General features: G+C 62.2%; 16 protein-coding genes. 6 read left to right on the forward strand and 10 right to left on the reverse strand.

Annotated elements, in window-relative coordinates; genetic code table 11:
- Positions 1-139 precede the first annotated feature (139 nt).
- Complete coding sequence (gene ku / locus NKI41_RS28625; protein ID WP_352686091.1) at positions 140-973, reverse strand: non-homologous end joining protein Ku; 834 nt, start codon at positions 971-973, stop codon at positions 140-142.
- Between the two features lie 119 nt (positions 974-1,092).
- Here ku and NKI41_RS28630 point away from each other — a divergent pair, with 119 nt between their 5' ends.
- Positions 1,093-1,557, forward strand: coding sequence for an NUDIX hydrolase (locus tag NKI41_RS28630; protein WP_352501155.1), 465 nt, complete (start codon positions 1,093-1,095; stop codon positions 1,555-1,557).
- 54 nt (positions 1,558-1,611) lie between these two features.
- On the opposite strand, the gene NKI41_RS28635 is transcribed toward NKI41_RS28630, so the two are convergent.
- Positions 1,612-2,214, reverse strand: a complete 603-nt coding sequence (locus tag NKI41_RS28635; protein ID WP_352686093.1) for an alpha-ketoglutarate-dependent dioxygenase AlkB — start codon at positions 2,212-2,214, stop codon at positions 1,612-1,614.
- Positions 2,215-2,325: 111 nt separating this feature from the next.
- Here NKI41_RS28635 and NKI41_RS28640 point away from each other — a divergent pair, with 111 nt between their 5' ends.
- Positions 2,326-2,541 carry a KTSC domain-containing protein gene (locus NKI41_RS28640; protein WP_352473055.1) on the forward strand — a complete coding sequence of 72 codons (216 nt, stop codon included), beginning with the start codon at positions 2,326-2,328 and terminating at the stop codon, positions 2,539-2,541.
- A 16-nt stretch (positions 2,542-2,557) separates the two neighbouring features.
- On the opposite strand, the gene NKI41_RS28645 is transcribed toward NKI41_RS28640, so the two are convergent.
- Positions 2,558-3,739: an acetate/propionate family kinase gene (locus NKI41_RS28645; RefSeq protein WP_352473054.1), complete on the reverse strand. Its 1,182-nt coding sequence runs from the start codon at positions 3,737-3,739 to the stop codon at positions 2,558-2,560.
- Positions 3,739-6,150, reverse strand: a complete 2,412-nt coding sequence (locus tag NKI41_RS28650; RefSeq protein WP_352686095.1) for a phosphoketolase family protein — start codon at positions 6,148-6,150, stop codon at positions 3,739-3,741. Before NKI41_RS28650 ends, NKI41_RS28645 begins: the two co-directional genes overlap by 1 nt.
- A 301-nt stretch (positions 6,151-6,451) precedes the next feature.
- On the opposite strand from NKI41_RS28650, the gene NKI41_RS28655 reads away from it, so the two are divergent.
- Together NKI41_RS28655 and NKI41_RS28660 are read left to right on the forward strand one after the other, a co-directional pair.
- The gene (locus NKI41_RS28655) at positions 6,452-8,452 is read left to right on the forward strand and encodes a protein-L-isoaspartate(D-aspartate) O-methyltransferase (protein ID WP_352686097.1); all 2,001 of its coding nucleotides are present in this window, start codon (positions 6,452-6,454) and stop codon (positions 8,450-8,452) included.
- A gap of 48 nt (positions 8,453-8,500) precedes the next feature.
- Positions 8,501-8,746, forward strand: a complete 246-nt coding sequence (locus NKI41_RS28660; protein WP_023720508.1) for a hypothetical protein — start codon at positions 8,501-8,503, stop codon at positions 8,744-8,746.
- 117 nt (positions 8,747-8,863) lie between these two features.
- Here the strand turns inward: NKI41_RS28660 and NKI41_RS28665 are convergent, their stop codons facing one another.
- The 4 genes from NKI41_RS28665 to NKI41_RS28680 form a co-directional block, all read right to left on the reverse strand.
- Positions 8,864-9,355, reverse strand: coding sequence for a DUF1772 domain-containing protein (locus tag NKI41_RS28665; RefSeq protein WP_352686099.1), 492 nt, complete (start codon positions 9,353-9,355; stop codon positions 8,864-8,866).
- A gap of 102 nt (positions 9,356-9,457) precedes the next feature.
- Positions 9,458-10,996 (reverse strand): SpoVR family protein, encoded by a 1,539-nt coding sequence (locus NKI41_RS28670; RefSeq protein WP_352686101.1) that lies wholly within the window; start codon positions 10,994-10,996, stop codon positions 9,458-9,460.
- Positions 10,996-12,318, reverse strand: coding sequence for a YeaH/YhbH family protein (locus NKI41_RS28675; protein ID WP_352473049.1), 1,323 nt, complete (start codon positions 12,316-12,318; stop codon positions 10,996-10,998). The genes NKI41_RS28670 and NKI41_RS28675 overlap by 1 nt, the downstream gene beginning before the upstream one ends.
- A 19-nt stretch (positions 12,319-12,337) precedes the next feature.
- On the reverse strand, positions 12,338-14,287 hold the full coding sequence (locus tag NKI41_RS28680; RefSeq protein WP_352449545.1) for a PrkA family serine protein kinase: 1,950 nt from the start codon (positions 14,285-14,287) through the stop codon (positions 12,338-12,340).
- Positions 14,288-14,561: 274 nt separating this feature from the next.
- Between NKI41_RS28680 and NKI41_RS28685 the strand changes: the two genes are divergently transcribed.
- Complete coding sequence (locus tag NKI41_RS28685; RefSeq protein ID WP_292655465.1) at positions 14,562-14,723, forward strand: hypothetical protein; 162 nt, start codon at positions 14,562-14,564, stop codon at positions 14,721-14,723.
- A gap of 16 nt (positions 14,724-14,739) precedes the next feature.
- Here NKI41_RS28685 and ocd read toward each other — a convergent pair whose 3' ends face one another.
- Together ocd and rocF are read right to left on the reverse strand one after the other, a co-directional pair.
- Complete coding sequence (gene ocd, locus NKI41_RS28690) at positions 14,740-15,807, reverse strand: ornithine cyclodeaminase (protein ID WP_352686103.1); 1,068 nt, start codon at positions 15,805-15,807, stop codon at positions 14,740-14,742.
- 3 nt (positions 15,808-15,810) lie between these two features.
- Entirely contained in the window at positions 15,811-16,731 is a 921-nt protein-coding gene (rocF, locus tag NKI41_RS28695; RefSeq protein WP_352473047.1) for an arginase, read from the reverse strand.
- A gap of 128 nt (positions 16,732-16,859) precedes the next feature.
- Between rocF and NKI41_RS28700 the strand changes: the two genes are divergently transcribed.
- On the forward strand, positions 16,860-17,297 hold the full coding sequence (locus tag NKI41_RS28700) for an Lrp/AsnC family transcriptional regulator (RefSeq protein WP_352686105.1): 438 nt from the start codon (positions 16,860-16,862) through the stop codon (positions 17,295-17,297).
- Positions 17,298-17,448: the final 151 nt, after the last annotated feature.

A 17,448-nucleotide genomic window follows, 5' to 3' on the forward strand; every position in this document is an offset into this window, starting at 1 on the left:
AAGAAACTTGCGGGATTCCGCCAGTCCTTAGTTCAACGACGTCCACCAGTCCCCCGCTCCGCTTGGATTGCCGACGGATTGCTACGTCATCTAAATGCGCGCGAGTGTTTTCGGTTCCGTTCGATCTGCTTTCGGACATTCAGGCCGATTTGCGTTTCGCCGCCGCCCTCGGACTTTTGTTCGGAGCCTTGCCGCCCTCCTGCGCCAGGCTCTTGCGCAGAACATCGGCGAGATTGACGACGTTCGTCCTCGGCTCGGGTGCCGGCTTGGGCGGTTTCTTGCCCTTGCGCTTGGCGTCGATCATCGCAACCAGCGCCTGTTCATAAGTGTCTTCGAACTTCGACGGGTCGAATTTGGCCGGCTTCTTGTCGATCAGCAGTTGCGCGATTTCCAGCATCTCGGGATCGACCTTGCGAGCCTTCAGCCCTTCGAACACCGCGTCCGCCGCGACCACTTCATTGTGGTTGCGTAATTCCGTCATCACCATGCCCTTGCCAAGCGGCTGGATCAGCACCTCTCGGCCACGCTGGTACAGCACGACGCAGGAGCGGGCTGCCACTTTCTTCCTGGCCATGGCGTCCCGGATCACCGCGAAAGCCTCCGTGGAGGGCGCATCGGCCGGAACCAGATAATAGGGTTTTTCGAGGTAGCGTGCGTCGATTTCGGCGGCGGGCACGAACTCGCCGATCTCGAGCGTATGCTGCGATACCATCTTCAGTTTCTTGATTTCGTCCGGCTCTATATGGATGAACTCACCCTTTTCGACCTCATAGCCTTTTACCTGCTCCGCCGCCTCGACCGTGTCGCCGGTCTCCTCGTCTAGATAGGCGCTCTTGACCGGGAGACCGTCCTTGCGGTTCAGGATCCTGAAATGCACTTTCTCGGCCTCGCTGACGGCGCCAATGATCTTGACGCCACAGGAAACCGATCCGACTTTCATAAAGCCCTTCCAGGCAGCTCGCGGCGTCGCCATGTCGATCACTCATTTGTCGAACGGACGGAACGGCTGCGAGCCGAAATCGTTCCGCCATGGCAGGCTGTTCCATATGCCGGCCCGGACGTTCGTTTCAGTTTCGTCAGGGGAATAGCGGGATGGCCCAACGCAGCGCAGGATTGCTCATCTTTCGCCGAAGGGAAGGACATCTCCAGGTCTTGCTGGTGCATCCGGGCGGACCATTCTGGGCGAAGAAGGACGACGGCGCATGGTCGATCCCGAAGGGCTTGGTCGACGAGAACGAGGACGACCTGGCGGCAGCAAAACGCGAGGCCGAAGAGGAGCTAGGCGTCGCCATCGATGGCGTTTTCGAACACCTTGGCAGCTACAGGCAGCCGGGCGGCAAGCTCGTCATCGCATGGTGCGTCGAGGCGGATTTCGACAGCGACGCCATCAACAGCAACACCTTCGTCATGGAATGGCCGCCAAGGTCCGGCTCGATGAAGGAATTTGCCGAAGTCGACAGAGCGGGCTGGTTCTCCCTGCCTGAAGCCAACCTCAAGATCCTGAAAGGCCAGCGCGCCATGCTGGCGGAGTTTGCCGGTCGGCATGGCGACGGATGAATTTGTTTCAGCCCAGTTCTTAAGGGCAGTGCTCGGGCTTGCTCCCGCTCTGCTTTAAGCGCGTTGCGGCCGCAGCGTGCGCAACGTGATCGAATAGCGGTGCTCGGCAACCGGCGGAATGCTGTGCTCCCATTCGTTGCGCGCAGCACCCGTCATCAGATAGGCCGATCCTGGATCGACGGTGACCGTCTTGCGGTCCCATCGCGTGCCGTTTTTCCGGCGCAGGCGGAAGCTGCAGGCGGCCAGCAGCGAAACGCCGGCGACCGCCTCGAAATGAGGCTTGTCGCGGTGCCAGCCGATACCGGCGCCCGGCCGGTACTCGTTGATCAGCACCTGCACGAAGGTTTCGGCGGGCAAGCGGGCAAAGGCTGCAACCTTTTCCCTGAGCGGCAGCAGAAAGCCGGGTATCGGCGGTGCCTCGACGACTTCGCCCCGGTCGTAATCATAACGCTGCCCAAAACCGACCACCCGCCGGTTTGCCAGATGGCCATAGAAGTCGAAGGGCTGAAAAGGCAGGGTTGCGAGCTGGCTCGCCAACGCTGCCTCCTCGTCCGGCGTGATCAGTTCGGGCTGGTAGCGGAATCCTTCCGGCAGGTCGTCGGCGGCGGCAAAGAGATCGCCCTGGCGGGCTGCAGCCGATGTCTTGAGCGGTGGCATCAACCGTATTTGGTGAAGCCGGCCCGTAGCGGCAAGGCTACTTCGGCAGGAAGGAACCTCGCTCTCCGTGCAGGGTTATTCACACGACGGCGTGGATTGGACCTGTTGAGAATGCCTTCAACTGCGATCAGAAGCATCGATTACCAGCCGGCGACGAGGGTACTCTCCGTATGGTTCGTCCCGAGCGGAAACCGCTATGATTACGAGGACGTGCCGCCGCAGGTCCACGCGGCATTCCGCAAAGCCTCGTCGAAGGGCCGGTTCTTCAACGCGCATATTCGCGACCGGTACAAATACCATCTGGTCGAGCAGAGCCATTCGAGCTGAGCCGAGGCCATCCGCCTCAGCCGGGCCCCTCCATCACCTTGCGCGTGTGGCGGGCGATGACACCTTCTTCGTCGGTTGCGACGACGCGGACTTCGACCTTGCTGTCCGTCTGGTTCATGAGCGCTTCATGGGATTTGTTGGCGGCCTCGTCGATCGCCACGCCGAGCCAGCCAAGCCTGCCGCAAATCGCTTTGCGGGCCGGGGCCGAGTGCTCGCCGATGCCGCCGGTGAACACCAGGCATTCCAGCCCACCCAGCGTGTTGGCGAGGGCGGCAACTTCCCTGCCGGCGCGGAAGGCGAAAAGCTCCACCGCTTCGCGCGCCCGGCGGTCGTCGCTGGCCTCCAGCGTGCGCATGTCGCCGGAAATGCCGGACACGCCGAGCAGGCCGGATTCCTCATAGAGCATGTCTTGCAGCGCCTCTCCCGAAACACCTCGTTCCAGCAGCAGGTACAAAAGCACGCCGGGGTCGATGGCGCCGCAGCGTGTGCCCATGACCAGGCCGTCAAGCGCCGAAAAGCCCATCGTCGTATCGACGCTTCGCCCGTCGCGCATGGCGCACAGGCTCGCCCCGTTGCCGAGATGGGCGACGATGGTTCTTTTCGCCGCCAGATCGGGCGATATCTGCTTGAGCCGGCCGGCAACATATTCGTAGGAAAGCCCGTGAAAGCCGTAGCGGTGGATGCCGTCCGCCTCATAGCGGCGCGGCAGCGCAAAACGGCTGACCAGAGGCTCGATGGTCCGATGGAAGGCCGTGTCGAAGCATCCGACCTGCGGCAGGTCGGGCCGCAGCGCGGCAAGCGCCCGGATTGGTGCGAGGCTGCGTGGCTGGTGCAATGGCGCAAGCGGGGTCAGCCTGTCGAGAGCCTCGATAATTGTCGGCGTCAGGCGGACAGGTTCGACGAACACGCGTCCGCCATGGACGATGCGGTGGCCGGCGGCGATCAGTTTCCTTCCGCCAAGTTCGTTCTCGATCCACTGCAGCATCTGGCCGATGCCCATGTCGCCTGATGCGTCCGCGGCAAGTGGCCGATCGCACTGCAGCTCCCCATCGGCGGCTTTCGCGGTCAGTCTTGGCGCATCGCCCAGATCCAGCGAACCGCGCGAGGCAAGATCCGGCTCGGCGGACGCTGCAAGGTCGTAAAGTCCGAACTTGATGCTGGACGAGCCGGCATTCAACGCAAGGATCGATCGTCGCATCAATCGCCGGCCCTCGTCGCGCCGTCCTGCGGCCAGGACCATTTCTGGATCTCGGGCATGTCCTCGCCATGTTCGCGGACATAGGTCGTGTGCTCAGCCAATTTCCCGTGCAACGCCGCGGCAAGATCCTTCGCCCGCTCGGCCAGCCCCGGCACGCGCGCGATCGCGGCGAGTGCCAGATGATAGCGGTCGAGCTGGTTGAGCACCACCATATCGAACGGCGTCGTCGTCGTGCCTTCCTCGCGAAAGCCGTGCACATGCATGTTGTCGTGATTGGCGCGCCGGTAGGTCAGACGGTGAATGAGATAGGGGTAGCCGTGATAGGCGAAGATGACCGGCTTGGCCCTGGTGAACAGTGCGTCGAATCTGTCGTCGGCAAAGCCATGCGGATGCTCGGAATTCGACTGCAAGATCATCAGGTCGACGACATTGACGACGCGGATCTTCAGGTCTGGAATGCCCGAGCGCAGGATGTCGGCTGCGGCAAGCGTCTCCAGTGTCGGCACGTCGCCGGCGCAAGCCAGGACCACATCCGGTTCTTCGCCCTTGGCAACCGTCCCGGCCCATTCCCAGATGCCGGCACCGGCCTGGCAGTGCACTTCCGCGTCCTCGGCGGACAGCCATTGCGGCGCCGGCTGCTTGCCGGCGACGATGACGTTGATGCGGTTGTAGGTTTTCAGGCAATGGTCGGTGATCCACAGCAGCGTGTTGGCGTCGGGCGGGAAATAGAGCCTGACCGTGTCGGCCTTCTTGTTGGCGACGAAATCGGCAAACCCCGGGTCCTGATGGCTGAAGCCGTTGTGATCCTGTCGCCAGACATGCGAGGTCAGCAGGTAGTTGAGCGAGGCGATCGGCTTGCGCCAGGCAAGTTCGCCGGAGGTCTTCAGCCATTTGGCGTGCTGGTTGACCATGGAATCGACGATGTGGACGAACGCCTCGTAGCACGAGAACAGGCCGTGTCGGCCGGTCAGCAGATAGCCCTCCAGCCAGCCTTGGCAAAGGTGCTCGCTGAGCACTTCCATGACGCGGCCGTCGCGGGAAAGATGGACGTCGTAAGGCTCGATCCGCTCCATCCAGATACGATCCGTGACTTCGAACACATCGTCGAGGCGGTTGGAGGACGTCTCGTCCGGTCCCATCAGTCGGAAGTTCCTGGCATCGGCGTTCAAGCGGATCACATCGCGAAGATAGCTTCCGACGGTCCGCGTCGCCTCTCCGACAGCACCGCCCGGACGCGGTACGTCGAGCGCCAGGCCTTTCCAGTCGGGAAGCACCAGGTCTTGTTTCAGCAGGCCGCCATTGGCGTAGGGGATTGCGCCCATTCGTCTTGGTCCTGTTGGCGCAAGCGCCGCGAGCTCCGCCAGGAGATGGCCGCCTTTGTCGAACAGTTTTTCCGGCTCGTAACTGCGCATCCAGTCTTCCAGGATCTGGCGGTGCGCCGCATCGCCGCGTGCATTCGACACCGGCACCTGGTGCGAACGCCAGAAATCCTCGACTCGTCTGCCGTCGACCTCTTTCGGCCCGGTCCAGCCCTTTGGGCTGCGCAGCACGATCATCGGCCACAGCGGCCGCTCTCCCTTCCAGCCCGCGGCTCGTGCGGGCTCCTGGATGGAGTGGATCCGGTCGAGCACCGTATCGAGCGTGCGGGCCATCTCGCGATGCATCGCGGCAGGTTCATGACCTTCGACAAAAAAGGTTTCGTAGCCATAGCCGAGGAACAGGCTGCGCAACGCCTCGTCTTCCATGCGGCCGAGGATCGTCGGGCTGGCGATCTTGTAGCCGTTGAGATGCAGGATCGGCAGGACGGCACCATCGGATGCCGGATTCAGGAACTTGTTGGAATGCCAGGCCGCGGCGAGCGGGCCGGTCTCGGCTTCGCCGTCGCCGACGACGCAGGCAACGACAAGGTTCGGATTGTCGAAGGCGGCGCCGAAGGCATGGACCAGTGCATAGCCGAGTTCTCCGCCTTCGTGGATCGAGCCGGGCGTCTCCGGAGCCGCGTGGCTCGGCACTCCGCCGGGAAACGAGAACTGCCGGAACAGCTTTCGCAGGCCGCCTTCGCCCCTGCCGACCTCGGGATAGATCTCGCTGTAGGTGCCCTCGAGCCAGGTGTTCGCGACCATTGCCGGGCCGCCGTGACCCGGACCGCAGATGAACAGGACATCGAGACCACGTTCGCGGATAATCCGGTTCAGATGCACATAGATGAAATTGAGGCCGGGCGTCGTGCCCCAATGGCCGAGCAGCCGCGGCTTGATGTGCTCGGGCCGCAAGGGCTCGCGCAAGAGCGGATTGTCGAGCAGATAGATCTGGCCAACCGAGATGTAGTTCGCGGCGCGCCAGTAGCGGTCCATCAGATCGATCTGGTCAAGGCCGGTCATGTGCGTAGTGGTGCGGGCCTCGTCGTTCATGGAAATGCCTCCGGAATACACTCGTCCGTCGTTATCTGGAGTGGCGTCGCGTCGGAGAAAGGATTTGCCTCGAAATAAGTTTGGGCGGCGCGGCCGGCGCCCGCTTGTCGATCCTGCAACGCGCCTCGCCAGACAAAAGCGGGTCGGTCTTTTGGGGAACCTCGGGGCTTGCCAACGGTTAGGAAGATGCACCGCATTGCTTGAATCCAAGGGGACCGCCGAGGCCCTGAGATATGAGCCGGCCGAAGTGCCGTTGAGCAGCTTGGGCGATTGCAGCGGAAGCCCTAGGAGGAGCAGAAAGATGCTCGATCTCTCCCATGCCCGCAACCAAATGGTCGATATCCACCTGAGCCGCCGTGGCATTCGCGACCGCAATGTCCTTCTAGCGATGCGCGAGGTCCCGCGCGAGGCTTTCGTCGAGCCTGGCTTCGAAGAATTCGCCTATGAGGACGGGCCGCTGCCGATCGCCGAAGGTCAGACGATATCGCAGCCCTATATCGTTGCATTCATGATCGAAATGGCGGAGATCGGAGCCGGTGACCACGTCCTCGAGGTTGGCACCGGATCAGGCTATGCGGCTGCCGTAATGAGCCGGATCGTCGAACGCGTCTACACGATCGAGCGCCACGCCGCGTTAGCTGAAACGGCGAGGCAACGGTTCAAAAAGCTCGGCTACGACAATATCGAAGTCCGCACCGGCGATGGCACCAAGGGCTGGCCAGAGGCGGCACCCTTCGATGCGATCCTGGTTGCGGCCGCCGGACCCGGCGCACCGCTCGCCCTGCAGGAACAGCTCGACGTCGCCGGCCGGCTTGTCATCCCGGTCGGCGATGAATTCGACTCGCAGCGCCTGCTCAAGGTCACCCGTACCGGCGCCGCAACCTACACCGAAGAGGATTTCGGCGGCGTGCGGTTTGTTCCGCTGATCGGCGAGCAAGGCTGGGGCGAGCCAGGCAGCGACAGCCAGATAGCGGCCGAGCTTCCGCACCGGCATCAGCGCAGGAGCAGCCTGCCGCAGATGATCGCGGCCGCCGCCGAGCCGCTTCCGGATTTCGACGATCCGGCCTTCGGTGCGCTGTTCGACCGGTTTGCCGACCGCCGCGTCGTCTTGCTCGGCGAAGCCAGCCACGGCACGTCGGAGTTCTACCGTGCGCGCGCCGCGATCACTCGCAGGCTGATCGAGAAGCATGGCTTCACCATCGTCGCGGTCGAGGCCGACTGGCCCGATGCCGCGGCGATCGACCGTTATGTCCGCCATCGGCCGCCGCGGCCGGGCGCCGCGCCGCCGTTCCAGCGCTTTCCCACCTGGATGTGGCGCAACACCGACGTCGCGGCGTTCGTCGACTGGATGCGAGTGCGTAATGAGCGGATCAGCAAATCCTCCCGGCGGGCCGGATTCTATGGCCTGGACATCTACAATATGGGCGGATCGATTGCGGCGGTCCTGCAATATCTCGACCGGGTCGATCCGCAGGCGGCGAGGATCGCGCGCGAACGCTATGGCTGCCTGACGCCGTGGCAGAACGACCCGGCCACCTATGGCCGTGTCGCACTCACTTCCGGTTACCAGAAATGCGAGAAGGCCGTGCTCGAGCAATGCCGGGAACTGCTTTCCAGAGAGCTCGACTATGCGCAGCAGGACGGTATCGATTTCCTCGACGCCACCCAGAACGCCCGCCTGGTCGCCTCCGCCGAGCGCTATTACCGCACCATGTATTATGGCGGCGCGCAATCCTGGAACCTGCGCGACACCCACATGTTCGAAACGCTGGAGCACCTGCTGCAGGCCCGCGGCCCGAATGCCAAGGCGGTGGTGTGGGCACATAATTCCCATATCGGCGATGCCCGCTATACCGAAATGGGGATCGTCAGGGACGAACTGAATATCGGCCAGCTCTGCCGCCAGCGTTTTGGCGACGAGGTTGCCTTGATCGGGCTCAGTACGCATTCCGGGACGGTGGCCGCCGCCACCGACTGGGACGGCGACATGGAAGTGAAACCGGTTCGGCCCTCCCACAACGACAGCTATGAGCGGCTTTGCCACGACAGCGGCGTCTCGCCTTTCCTGCTCGACTTCGAGCGCGACGACACGCTGCGCGAACGGCTTCTGGAGCGCCGGCTGGAACGCTTTATCGGCGTCATCTACCGGCCCGAAACCGAGCTCCACAGCCATTATGCGGACGCCTCGCTCGCCCGCCAGTTCGATGCTTTCGTCTGGTTCGATGAAACCAGTGCCGTGACGCCGCTTGGGCCGGAACATGCGGGGACAGGCCTTCCCGAGACCTATCCTTTCGGGCTGTAGCGAATTTGGACCCTGGGAAAGCGGAAAATCAAAAGAAGGAGGTCACCGATGGCCGGAAAAAAGACTCATGAGCAGCAATTGCGCATCATCGAAGAGCGCGAGAACACCAAAAACGCCGGCAAGGATTTCGACGCGGAAGCGGATTTGAAAAAGACCAGGCAAGAGCGCGAGGCGTTCCGGCGCGGTGCCGAGCTCAGATCGGACCCGAAGGATATTGCCGATCCCGACGATCGCAACATCATCCGCGGCGAGCACCAGGAAAGCGCCCACAACAAGCATCGCGCCGACCGCTGAACGGCCGGATCGCTTGACGTTAAGACAATACGGCGCCGGCTCCGTTCCCTGATCTGACGGATGCAGCGTTCGTGGCCGCAAAATTGGCGGACGAGGGCGCCGTCTTGATCCCTGGGGCTATTCGGCAAAAAATGTCGCGGCGACAGCAATTGAGACGAGGCTCAGTATCGCCAGGCCTGCCCTGGCGACATGCGAAGCCTCCCAGACGTTGCGCAAATCTCTCCAGTCGCCGGTCTGCTTTCGAGAGAACATTGAAAAGAACGTCGCGGCGGATTTCGGCAGGGCAGTGTCTTGCACCCAGAAATTATTGACGGGGTGCGTGACCAACCAATAGGTCGCGTGCTCCGCCAGCAACGAGACAAACGCCGCCAAGGTCCACCAGAATCGGGCGCTTGGATAGGGCGTCAGGTAAAGCAGGACGGCGAGTGCAATGATGCCGCCGATCTCGGCGAACCCGCCGATCGTGAAGCCGGGATAGTAGATCGCCTGCACTGATCTGTAGGTGGCCTCCTTGAGGCGCAACTTGCCGGGCAATTCCAGAGCGTGCGCGAGCGAGAGCGCCATCGAGACGGCGACCAGCAGAAGCGTGGCGATCGTCAATGCGCGCATGTTCCTGCTCCCGACCATGCCCTCGTGGTGCGCGCGTAGATAGGGTGGTTGGTGATCCGGTAAAGGCAACGACACCCGACTTCGCCGGCAAGTCCGGTTCGGTCATTCCCCGATCTGGCTGGTCGACCGTTCGTGGACTGTGGCGCCGGTCTGCGCGTCGACCGCGACCATGCTGACCTCGTAGCCCCAGAGCTTGCGGATATGCCGCAGTGTGGCGTCGCGGCTGCCGCCTTCCAGCACTATGCCGTCCTTGACCTTATGCTGCAGGCGCAGATGCCGGTCGCCGAGCAGGTCCACGTCCACCACCTGGATGTCCGGCCGGCTGGCGCCGATATCGTAGCTGTGGGCGAGTGCGGCGCGGATGCTCTCGTAGCCGCGCTCATTGTGTATCGAGGCGACTTCGTAGTGCGGATCGTTGGCCGCATCGGCAAGCACAAAGAACCGCCATTTCCGGATCAGGGTAGGGCTCAGATACTGGCGGATGAAGGACTCGTCGCGATGGTTGGCCCAGGCGTCCAGCAGGGTCTGGCGCCAGTCGCCATTGCCGGCGATATCGGGAAACCAGTCGCGGTCCTCGGCGGTCGGCGCGGTCGAGATGCGCTGGATGTCCTGCATCATGTCGAGGCCCAGCGCGTAAGGGTTGATACCGGAAAAGCGCGGATCGTCGAAGCCCGGCTGGAAGATCACGTTCGAATGGTTGCGCAGGATCTCCAGCATGGCACCTTCGCCGATCAGGCCGCGGTCGAACAAAAGGTTCATCAGCGTGTAATGCACGAAGGTGGCGCAGCCCTCGTTCATCACCTGCGTTTGGCGCTGCGGATAGAAATACTGCGCGATGACGCGGACAATCCGGATGACCTCACGCTGCCAGGGTTCCAGGATCAGGCTGTTCTTCTCCAGGAAATAAAGCAGGTTTTCCTCGGGCAGCTTGAGCGATTTCTTGCGTTCCGCCATGATGTCCGTCTCGCGGGGCTTGGCGCCGTCCTTCGAAGGCGGCAGCGTGCGCCATAGGTCATTGTAGGAACGCTCCTCGTATTCCAGGCGCTCGCGAACGCCCTCGCGCTGCTTTTCCGACGACAGCTTCGGCGGCCGGTGATATCTGAACACGCCCTGCTCCATCAGCGCATGTGCGGCATCGAGGATCTCTTCCACCGCATCGACGCCATGCCGCTCCTCGCAGCGGGCAATGTAACCCTTGGCGAAGTCGAGATAACTGAGGATGGCGCTGGCGTCCGTCCACTGCTGGAACAGATAATTGTTCTTGAAGAAATGGTTATGGCCGAGTGCCGCGTGCGCCGTCACCAGGGCCTGCAAGGCCATGGTGTTTTCTTCCATCAGATAGACGATGCAGGGATTGGAATTGATGACGAGTTCATAGGCAAGCCCCCGTCCGCCTTTGCGATACAGCAATTCCTGGTAGAGGTAGTGCTTGCCGAAGGACCAGTGCCGGTACATCAGCGGCATGCCGACCGAGGAATAGGCGTCGAGCATCTGTTCGGACGAGATTATCTCCATCTGTACCGGATAGACGTCGAGGTGGAGCTCTTCGGTGGCGATCGCCTGGATGGTCTCGTAAGCGCGCGACAGCGTCCTAAAATCCCAGTCGGAACCGGAAAACAACAACCCGGATCTGCTCGCCATCAGCCCCCTCTTTCACCGCTCTTTTGATAACCCGGCTGTCTGGCGAAGAGCTGGCGGAAAACCGGGTAGATGTCGGCCGCCGTGGCGATGCGGCTCATCTGGAAGTTCGACCACCTCAGCTTGACCGCACTGTAGGCACGCCACAGCGACGTGCCGTTGTCGGTGGCGCCGAAGATGTGGCTCTCGCGCTCGTCGAGGATCTCGACGTAGGCAAAATACTGGCAAAGCCGCATGATCTGTTCGTCGAGCAGGGTGATGCAGCGCTCCGAATCGGTGACGAAATTGTCGCCGTCCGAGGCCTGGGCGACATAGATGTTCCATTCGCGGCTGGGATAGCGCTGCTCGACGATGCGGTGCATCTCCTCGAGCGCCGTGGAAACCACCGTGCCGCCGCTCTGGGTGTTGTAGAAAAAGGTCTCCTCGTCCACCTCCTGCGCCTCGTGCGTGTGGCGGATGAAGACCACCTCGGTCCGGTCGTAGCGCCGTTTCAGGAACAGGTGCAGCAGCACGAAGAAGCGCTTGGCCAGATCCTTCTCGCGTTCGCCCATCGAGCCGGACACGTCCATCAGGCAGAACATCACCGCATTGGCATTCGGCACCGGCTGGGCGTCGAAGCGGTTGAAGCGGATGTCGACCGGGTCGACATAGGCGATTCGCTTGCGGCGGCGCTCCAGTCGCTCAAGCTCTTCCTGCAGCGCCACGATGCGCTGGCGCCTCTCGGCGTTCTGCGGCTTCGCCTCCAGCGACGTGATCTCCTGCGCGATTGCGTCGAGTTCCTCCTGCTTGGGGCGCCGGAGTGCTATGCGGCGGCCATGGCTGTTGCGCATCGTGCGCCCGACATTGATGTTGGTCGGCGAGCCGGTCGCGGCGAAGCCGGCCCGGCGCGGCTTGAAAGCGAGGATCTCCTTGAGGTTGAGCTTGACCATGTCCGGCAGTTCGAGGTCTTCGAAAAAGAGGTCGAGAACCTCTTCGCGCGACAGCACGAAACGGAAATCGTCCTCCGATTCGGTTCTTCCCGGGGCTGATCCCATGCCGCCGCCCTGGCCGGGCTTGGGCAGCCGGTCGCCTGGGGTGAAATGCTTGTTGCCGGGCAGGACGTGCTGGCGGCTGCCGCTGTTCCTGGCATCGTTGAAGCTCGGCTCGCCGGTACCCCGCGCCGGCATCGAAACGGCATGCTCGGCGTCCACGTCGGCGATCTTGCCGGCGCGGATCTGATCGCGGATGGTGCGCTTCAACTCTTCGCGCGCCCGCCGCAGGAAACGCTGCCGATTGCCGAGGCTTTTGTCCTTCGGGTTCAGTCGGCGATCAATGAAGATCGGCATATGTTACCCCGGGCTGGCTTCAACCCGCCTTGTTCACCCGCATGTACCAGTCCACCAGCCGGCGGACCTGGCGCTCGGTGTAGCCGCGCTGGATCATCCGCTGCACGAATTCGGTATGCCGCTTCTCCGTCACGCTGTCCTGCTTGGAGCCGAAGCTGATCACTGGCAGCAGGTCCTCGACCTGCCCGAACATCCGCTTCTCGATGACTTCGCGCAGCTTCTCATAGCTTGTCCATGACGGGTTGCGGCCATGGTTTCTGGCCCGCGCGCGCAGCGTGAACTTCACCACTTCGTTGCGGAAGTCCTTGGGATTGGCGATGCCGGCCGGCTTTTCGACCTGCGACAATTCGTTGTCCAAGACCTCGCGATTGAGGATCTGGCCGGTATCGGTATCCTTGTAGTCCTGATCCTCGATCCAGGCATCGGCGTAGGCGATATAGCGGTCGAACAGGTTCTGGCCGTATTCGCTGTAGGATTCCAGATAGGCCTTCTGGATCTCGTGGCCGATGAACTCGGCATAACGGGTGGCCAGCTCCGACTTTATGAAATCGAGATAGTCCGCCTCGGTCTCCTTCGGGAACTGCTCGCGCTTGATCGCCTCTTCAAGGATGTACATCAGATGCACCGGATCGGCCGCCACCTCTTCGGTGTCGTAATTGAAGGTCTGCGACAGGATCTTGAAGGCGAAGCGGGTGCTGACGCCGGTCATGCCTTCGTCGACGCCAGCGGCGTTTCGGTATTCCTGGACCGACTTCGCCTTGGGATCGGTTTCCTTGAGGTTCTCGCCGTCATAGACGCGCATCTTGGTGTAGAGCGGCGAATTGTCGTGTTCGGCCAGGCGGGTCGAGACGGTGAACCGGCTGAGGATATCGAGCACTTCCGGAGCGCAGGGGCTGTTAGCCAATTCGCTTTCGCGCAACAGCTTCTCGTAGATCTGCCGCTCTTCGGTGACGCGCAGGCAATACGGCACCTTGACCACCAGGATGCGGTCGAGGAACGCCTCGTTGTTCTTGTTGTTCTTGAACTGCAGCCATTCCGATTCGTTGGAATGGGCAACGATGATGCCCTGATAGGGGAAAGCGCCGAAATTCTCGGTGCCGTTGTAGCTGCCTTCCTGGGTGGCGGTCAGCAGCGGATGCAGCACCTTGATTGGCGCCTTGAACATCTCGACGAATTCGAGCAGCCCTTGCGTCGTCCGGTTCAGCCCGCCGCTATAGGAGTAGGCGTCCGGATCGGACTGGCTGAAGTTTTCCAGCTGCCTGATGTCGACCTTGCCGACCAGGGCCGAAACGTCCTGGTTGTTCTCGTCGCCCGGCTCGGTCTTGGCAATGCCGATCTGGCGCAGCCTGGACGGCATCAGCTTGACGACGCTGAATTTGGAGATGTCGCCGGACAATTCGTCGAGGCGCTTGGCCGCCCAGGGCGAGATCAGGCCGTTCAGCCGCCGTCGGGCGATGCCGTATTTGTCCTCCAAAAGGTCGCCCATGCGGTCGGGGTCGAACAGCCCGAGCGGCGATTCGAAGACCGGGCTGACCTGGCCGCCGACCTTCAGCGTATAGATCGGACGCTGCTCCATCAGCCTTTTCAGCTGCTCCGCAAGCGAGGACTTGCCGCCGCCGACCGGGCCAAGCAGATAGAGGATCTGCTTGCGTTCCTCGAGCCCTTGCGAGGCATAGCGGAAATAACCGGCGATACGCTCGATCGTATCCTCCATGCCGTAAAAGTCGGCGAAGGTTGGATAGATCTTGATCGTCCGGTTCGAAAAAATACGGCCGAGCCGCTCGTCCTTGCTGGTATCGACAAAGGTCGGCTCGCCGATCGCCTCGACCATCCGTTCGGGTGCCGAGGCGTACATCGACTTGTCCTCGCGGCAGGCAAGCAGATATTGCTGGAGGCTTATCTCCTCCTGAGCCGCATTCTTGTAAACCTCGGAAAACAGATCGAAGACGTCGGATTGATTCTCACGCATGGTATTCCTAGCCCCGGAGCCGGTGTGGCTGCACGTTTGTCTCTTGAACAACCAAATGTCAGAAAGCCCTTGTGGTTCCCTTCACTTCGCAGAGAGTGCATGCATGTGATCGAACGATAAGAGTCTAGATAAGGACATCCTGAGTGCAGACAAGGCGTGCAACGTCCTGACCGAGGCATAAAATCCTGAATTGCACCGCGCCCCGCTGACGACTCCCAACAAGACGGAGGAACGGTTCGGGTCCTTCCCGGTTGTGAGGGAAAGGAGACGGTCGATGTCTGGGAATAGTTTGTGGTTGCTCGTTGTTGCAGGCGGTCCACTGCTGCTGGCAATCCTGATCGCCTACGCCCTGCTCACGCAGCGCCGTCGCGGCCCGGCGGAGCGCAGGGAAAGCGAGCGCGCCACCGAGCGCCTGTATCAGGAAAAGAAGGACTGACCGACTGGATCGCAGCTCAGCTGCCGGCGGCCGCCAGCCCGGTCGCTTTTTCGGCGCGCAGCAGCATGCCAAACAGGTCACGCGGCTCATCGGGATCGGCCAGAAGGTCTAGTTCCTCGTAAAGGCCGGTCCGCTGAAGCTGATCGCGAACGTAACGCAACGCGGAAAAATCCTCGATCGCAAAGCCGACGGAATCAAACAATGTGATCTGTCGGGCGTCCGTCCGGCCTGCTGCCTTTCCTGTCATCACCTGCCACAATTCGGTGACCGGATGATCCGCATCGAGCTGCTGGCTCTCGCCTTCGATGCGCGTCTGCGGCGGATATTCGACGAAAATATTCGAGCGCAGCAGAATGTCGCGATGCAGCTCGGTCTTGCCCGGGCAATCGCCGCCTACCGCATTGATGTGCACGCCGGATCCCACCATGTTGTCGGTCAGGATTGTTGCCGACCGCTTGTCGGCGGTAACCGTGGTGATGATCTCTGCACCCTCAACGGCCTCCTGCGCCGACGCGCAGAGCTTGATGTCGAAGCCCAGGCCGGCAAGGTTCTTCATGCATTTGGTCGAGGCCGCCGGGTCGATATCGTAGAGGCGCAGCCTGTCGACGCCAAGCAGCGCCTTGAAGGCGGTCGCCTGGAATTCCGATTGCGCGCCATTGCCGATGATCGCCATGCACCTGGCGGCCTCTGGAGCGAGGTATTTCGCCGCGACGGCCGAGCTTGCGGCGGTTCTGAGCGCCGTCAGGATGGTCATTTCCGAAAGCAGCATCGGATAGCCGTTGCCGACATCGGCAAGCACGCCGAAAGCGGTCACGGTCTGGCGGCCGTCACGCGTGTTCTTCGGATGCCCGTTGACGTATTTGAAGCCGTAAAGCTGCCCGTCGCTGGTCGGCATCAGCTCGATGACGCCGTCAATGCTGTGCGAGGCGACGCGCGGCGTCTTGTCGAACAGCTCCCAGCGCCTGAAATCCTCTTCGATATAGGCGGCAAGCTCGACCAGAAAGCGCTCGATGCCGATGGCAAGCACCAGCTTCATCATGCGGTCGACGCTGACGAACGGGACGATGTTCAAATTGACGGTCATGGCTCAGAACCCCCTCGTCGGGCGGTCCATGATCCGCCGGCCCATCAGGCTTGCGGTCAGGTCAACCAAAAGCGTGGCGGTGCGGCCGCGCTCGTCAAGAAATGGGTTGAGCTCGACCAGGTCGAGACTGGTGACGAGGCCGCTGTCATGCAGCATTTCCATCGCCAGATGCGCCTCGCGGAAGGTGGCGCCGCCGGGAACGGTGGTGCCCACCGCCGGGGCGATCGACGGGTCGAGAAAATCGACGTCGAGGCTGACATGGAGCATGCCATTGGCGGCGCTCACCCGTTCGAGAAAGGCGCGAAGCAGTTGCGCTATGCCGTGCTCGTCGATCGAACGCATGTCGTGGACCGTCACGCCGGCTCTGCGCAATGCATCCCGTTCCGCCAGGTCCACGCTGCGGATCCCCAGCGCGCATATGCAAGCCGGCTCCACCTGTGCTGCAAGCCGGGGGAAATAGCCCTCGAAGCCGGGCTGCCCGCTGGCATAGGCCAGCGGCACGCCATGCAGATTGCCGCTGGTCGTCGTGTCGAGCGTATGAAAATCGGGGTGGGCGTCGAGCCACAGCACGAAGAGCGGCCGACCGGCATTCGCCGCGCGGCGGGCTATGCCGGCGAGCGTGCCGGCCGAAATGCTGTGGTCGCCGCCGAGAAAGATCGGCATCGCATCGGCGCTTGCGGCATAGGCAGTTTCGCTGATCGCTGCCGTCCAGGCGGCGATTTCCGGCAGCGCCTTCACCGCCGCGTTGCCGTGTACGACAGGGCGCATATCGGCAGGGACAATCGTTCCGAGGTCGGTCAGCGTATGGCCAAGCTCGGTCAGCGCGCCGGCCAGACCGGCCGTGCGAAGCGCGCTCGGCCCCATCTCGCAGCCCATGCGGCCTGAGCCGGCCTGGATCGGCGCCCCAACGATCGTGCAATGCATTGTCATACCCACCGAATTACGATGGCTTTATTGAAGCGGGCATCGCTGGCAGAATGAACATGTCAAATTGGCAAATTTGTTGAAGTGCCCTACCATTGTGGCACGATCTACTTCCGCTGTGAGCAATCATGGACCAACTTGACGAGCGGATCATCACCTCTTTGCGGCACGACGCCCGGCGCAGCATTTCCGACCTTGCCGTCAGCCTGGGTGTCTCCCGGGCAACGGTAAGGTCCCGGATCGAGCGACTTGAAAGAGACGGCGCCATCGTCGGCTACACCGTCATTCTACGCGCCGACGCGGTCGATCAGCGGGTGCGTGGCATCATGATGATCGAGATCGAGGGCCATGCCGCCGATCGCGTCATCCGGGCGCTGGGCGGCTTCTCCGAGGTCTCGACCATCCACACCACCAATGGCCGGTGGGACCTGGTGATAGAACTCGGAACCCAGACGCTGAGCGAGTTCGATGCGGTGCTGAGACGTATCCGGCTGATTCCCGGAATTACCGGCAGCGAAACAAGCCTGCTCCTGGCAACGCCGCGCACCACCAAGGCGCGGCTGTGATCTTCGCCCTTGACCTCCAGCGGCAATGAAATCCCAAGCCAGGGAACCTTCAATTGCCGCCGCGGTTAGAGTATCCGTGTTGGTCAAGGGAGAGATGGTGTCCAGGTCCGATTGTCCCTGAGTAGTGCGTTTGCGAGGATGATGAGCTTTC

The organism is Mesorhizobium sp. M0601 (genome assembly GCF_040320845.1).
In the GTDB taxonomy this organism is placed as follows: Bacteria; Pseudomonadota; Alphaproteobacteria; order Rhizobiales; family Rhizobiaceae; genus Mesorhizobium.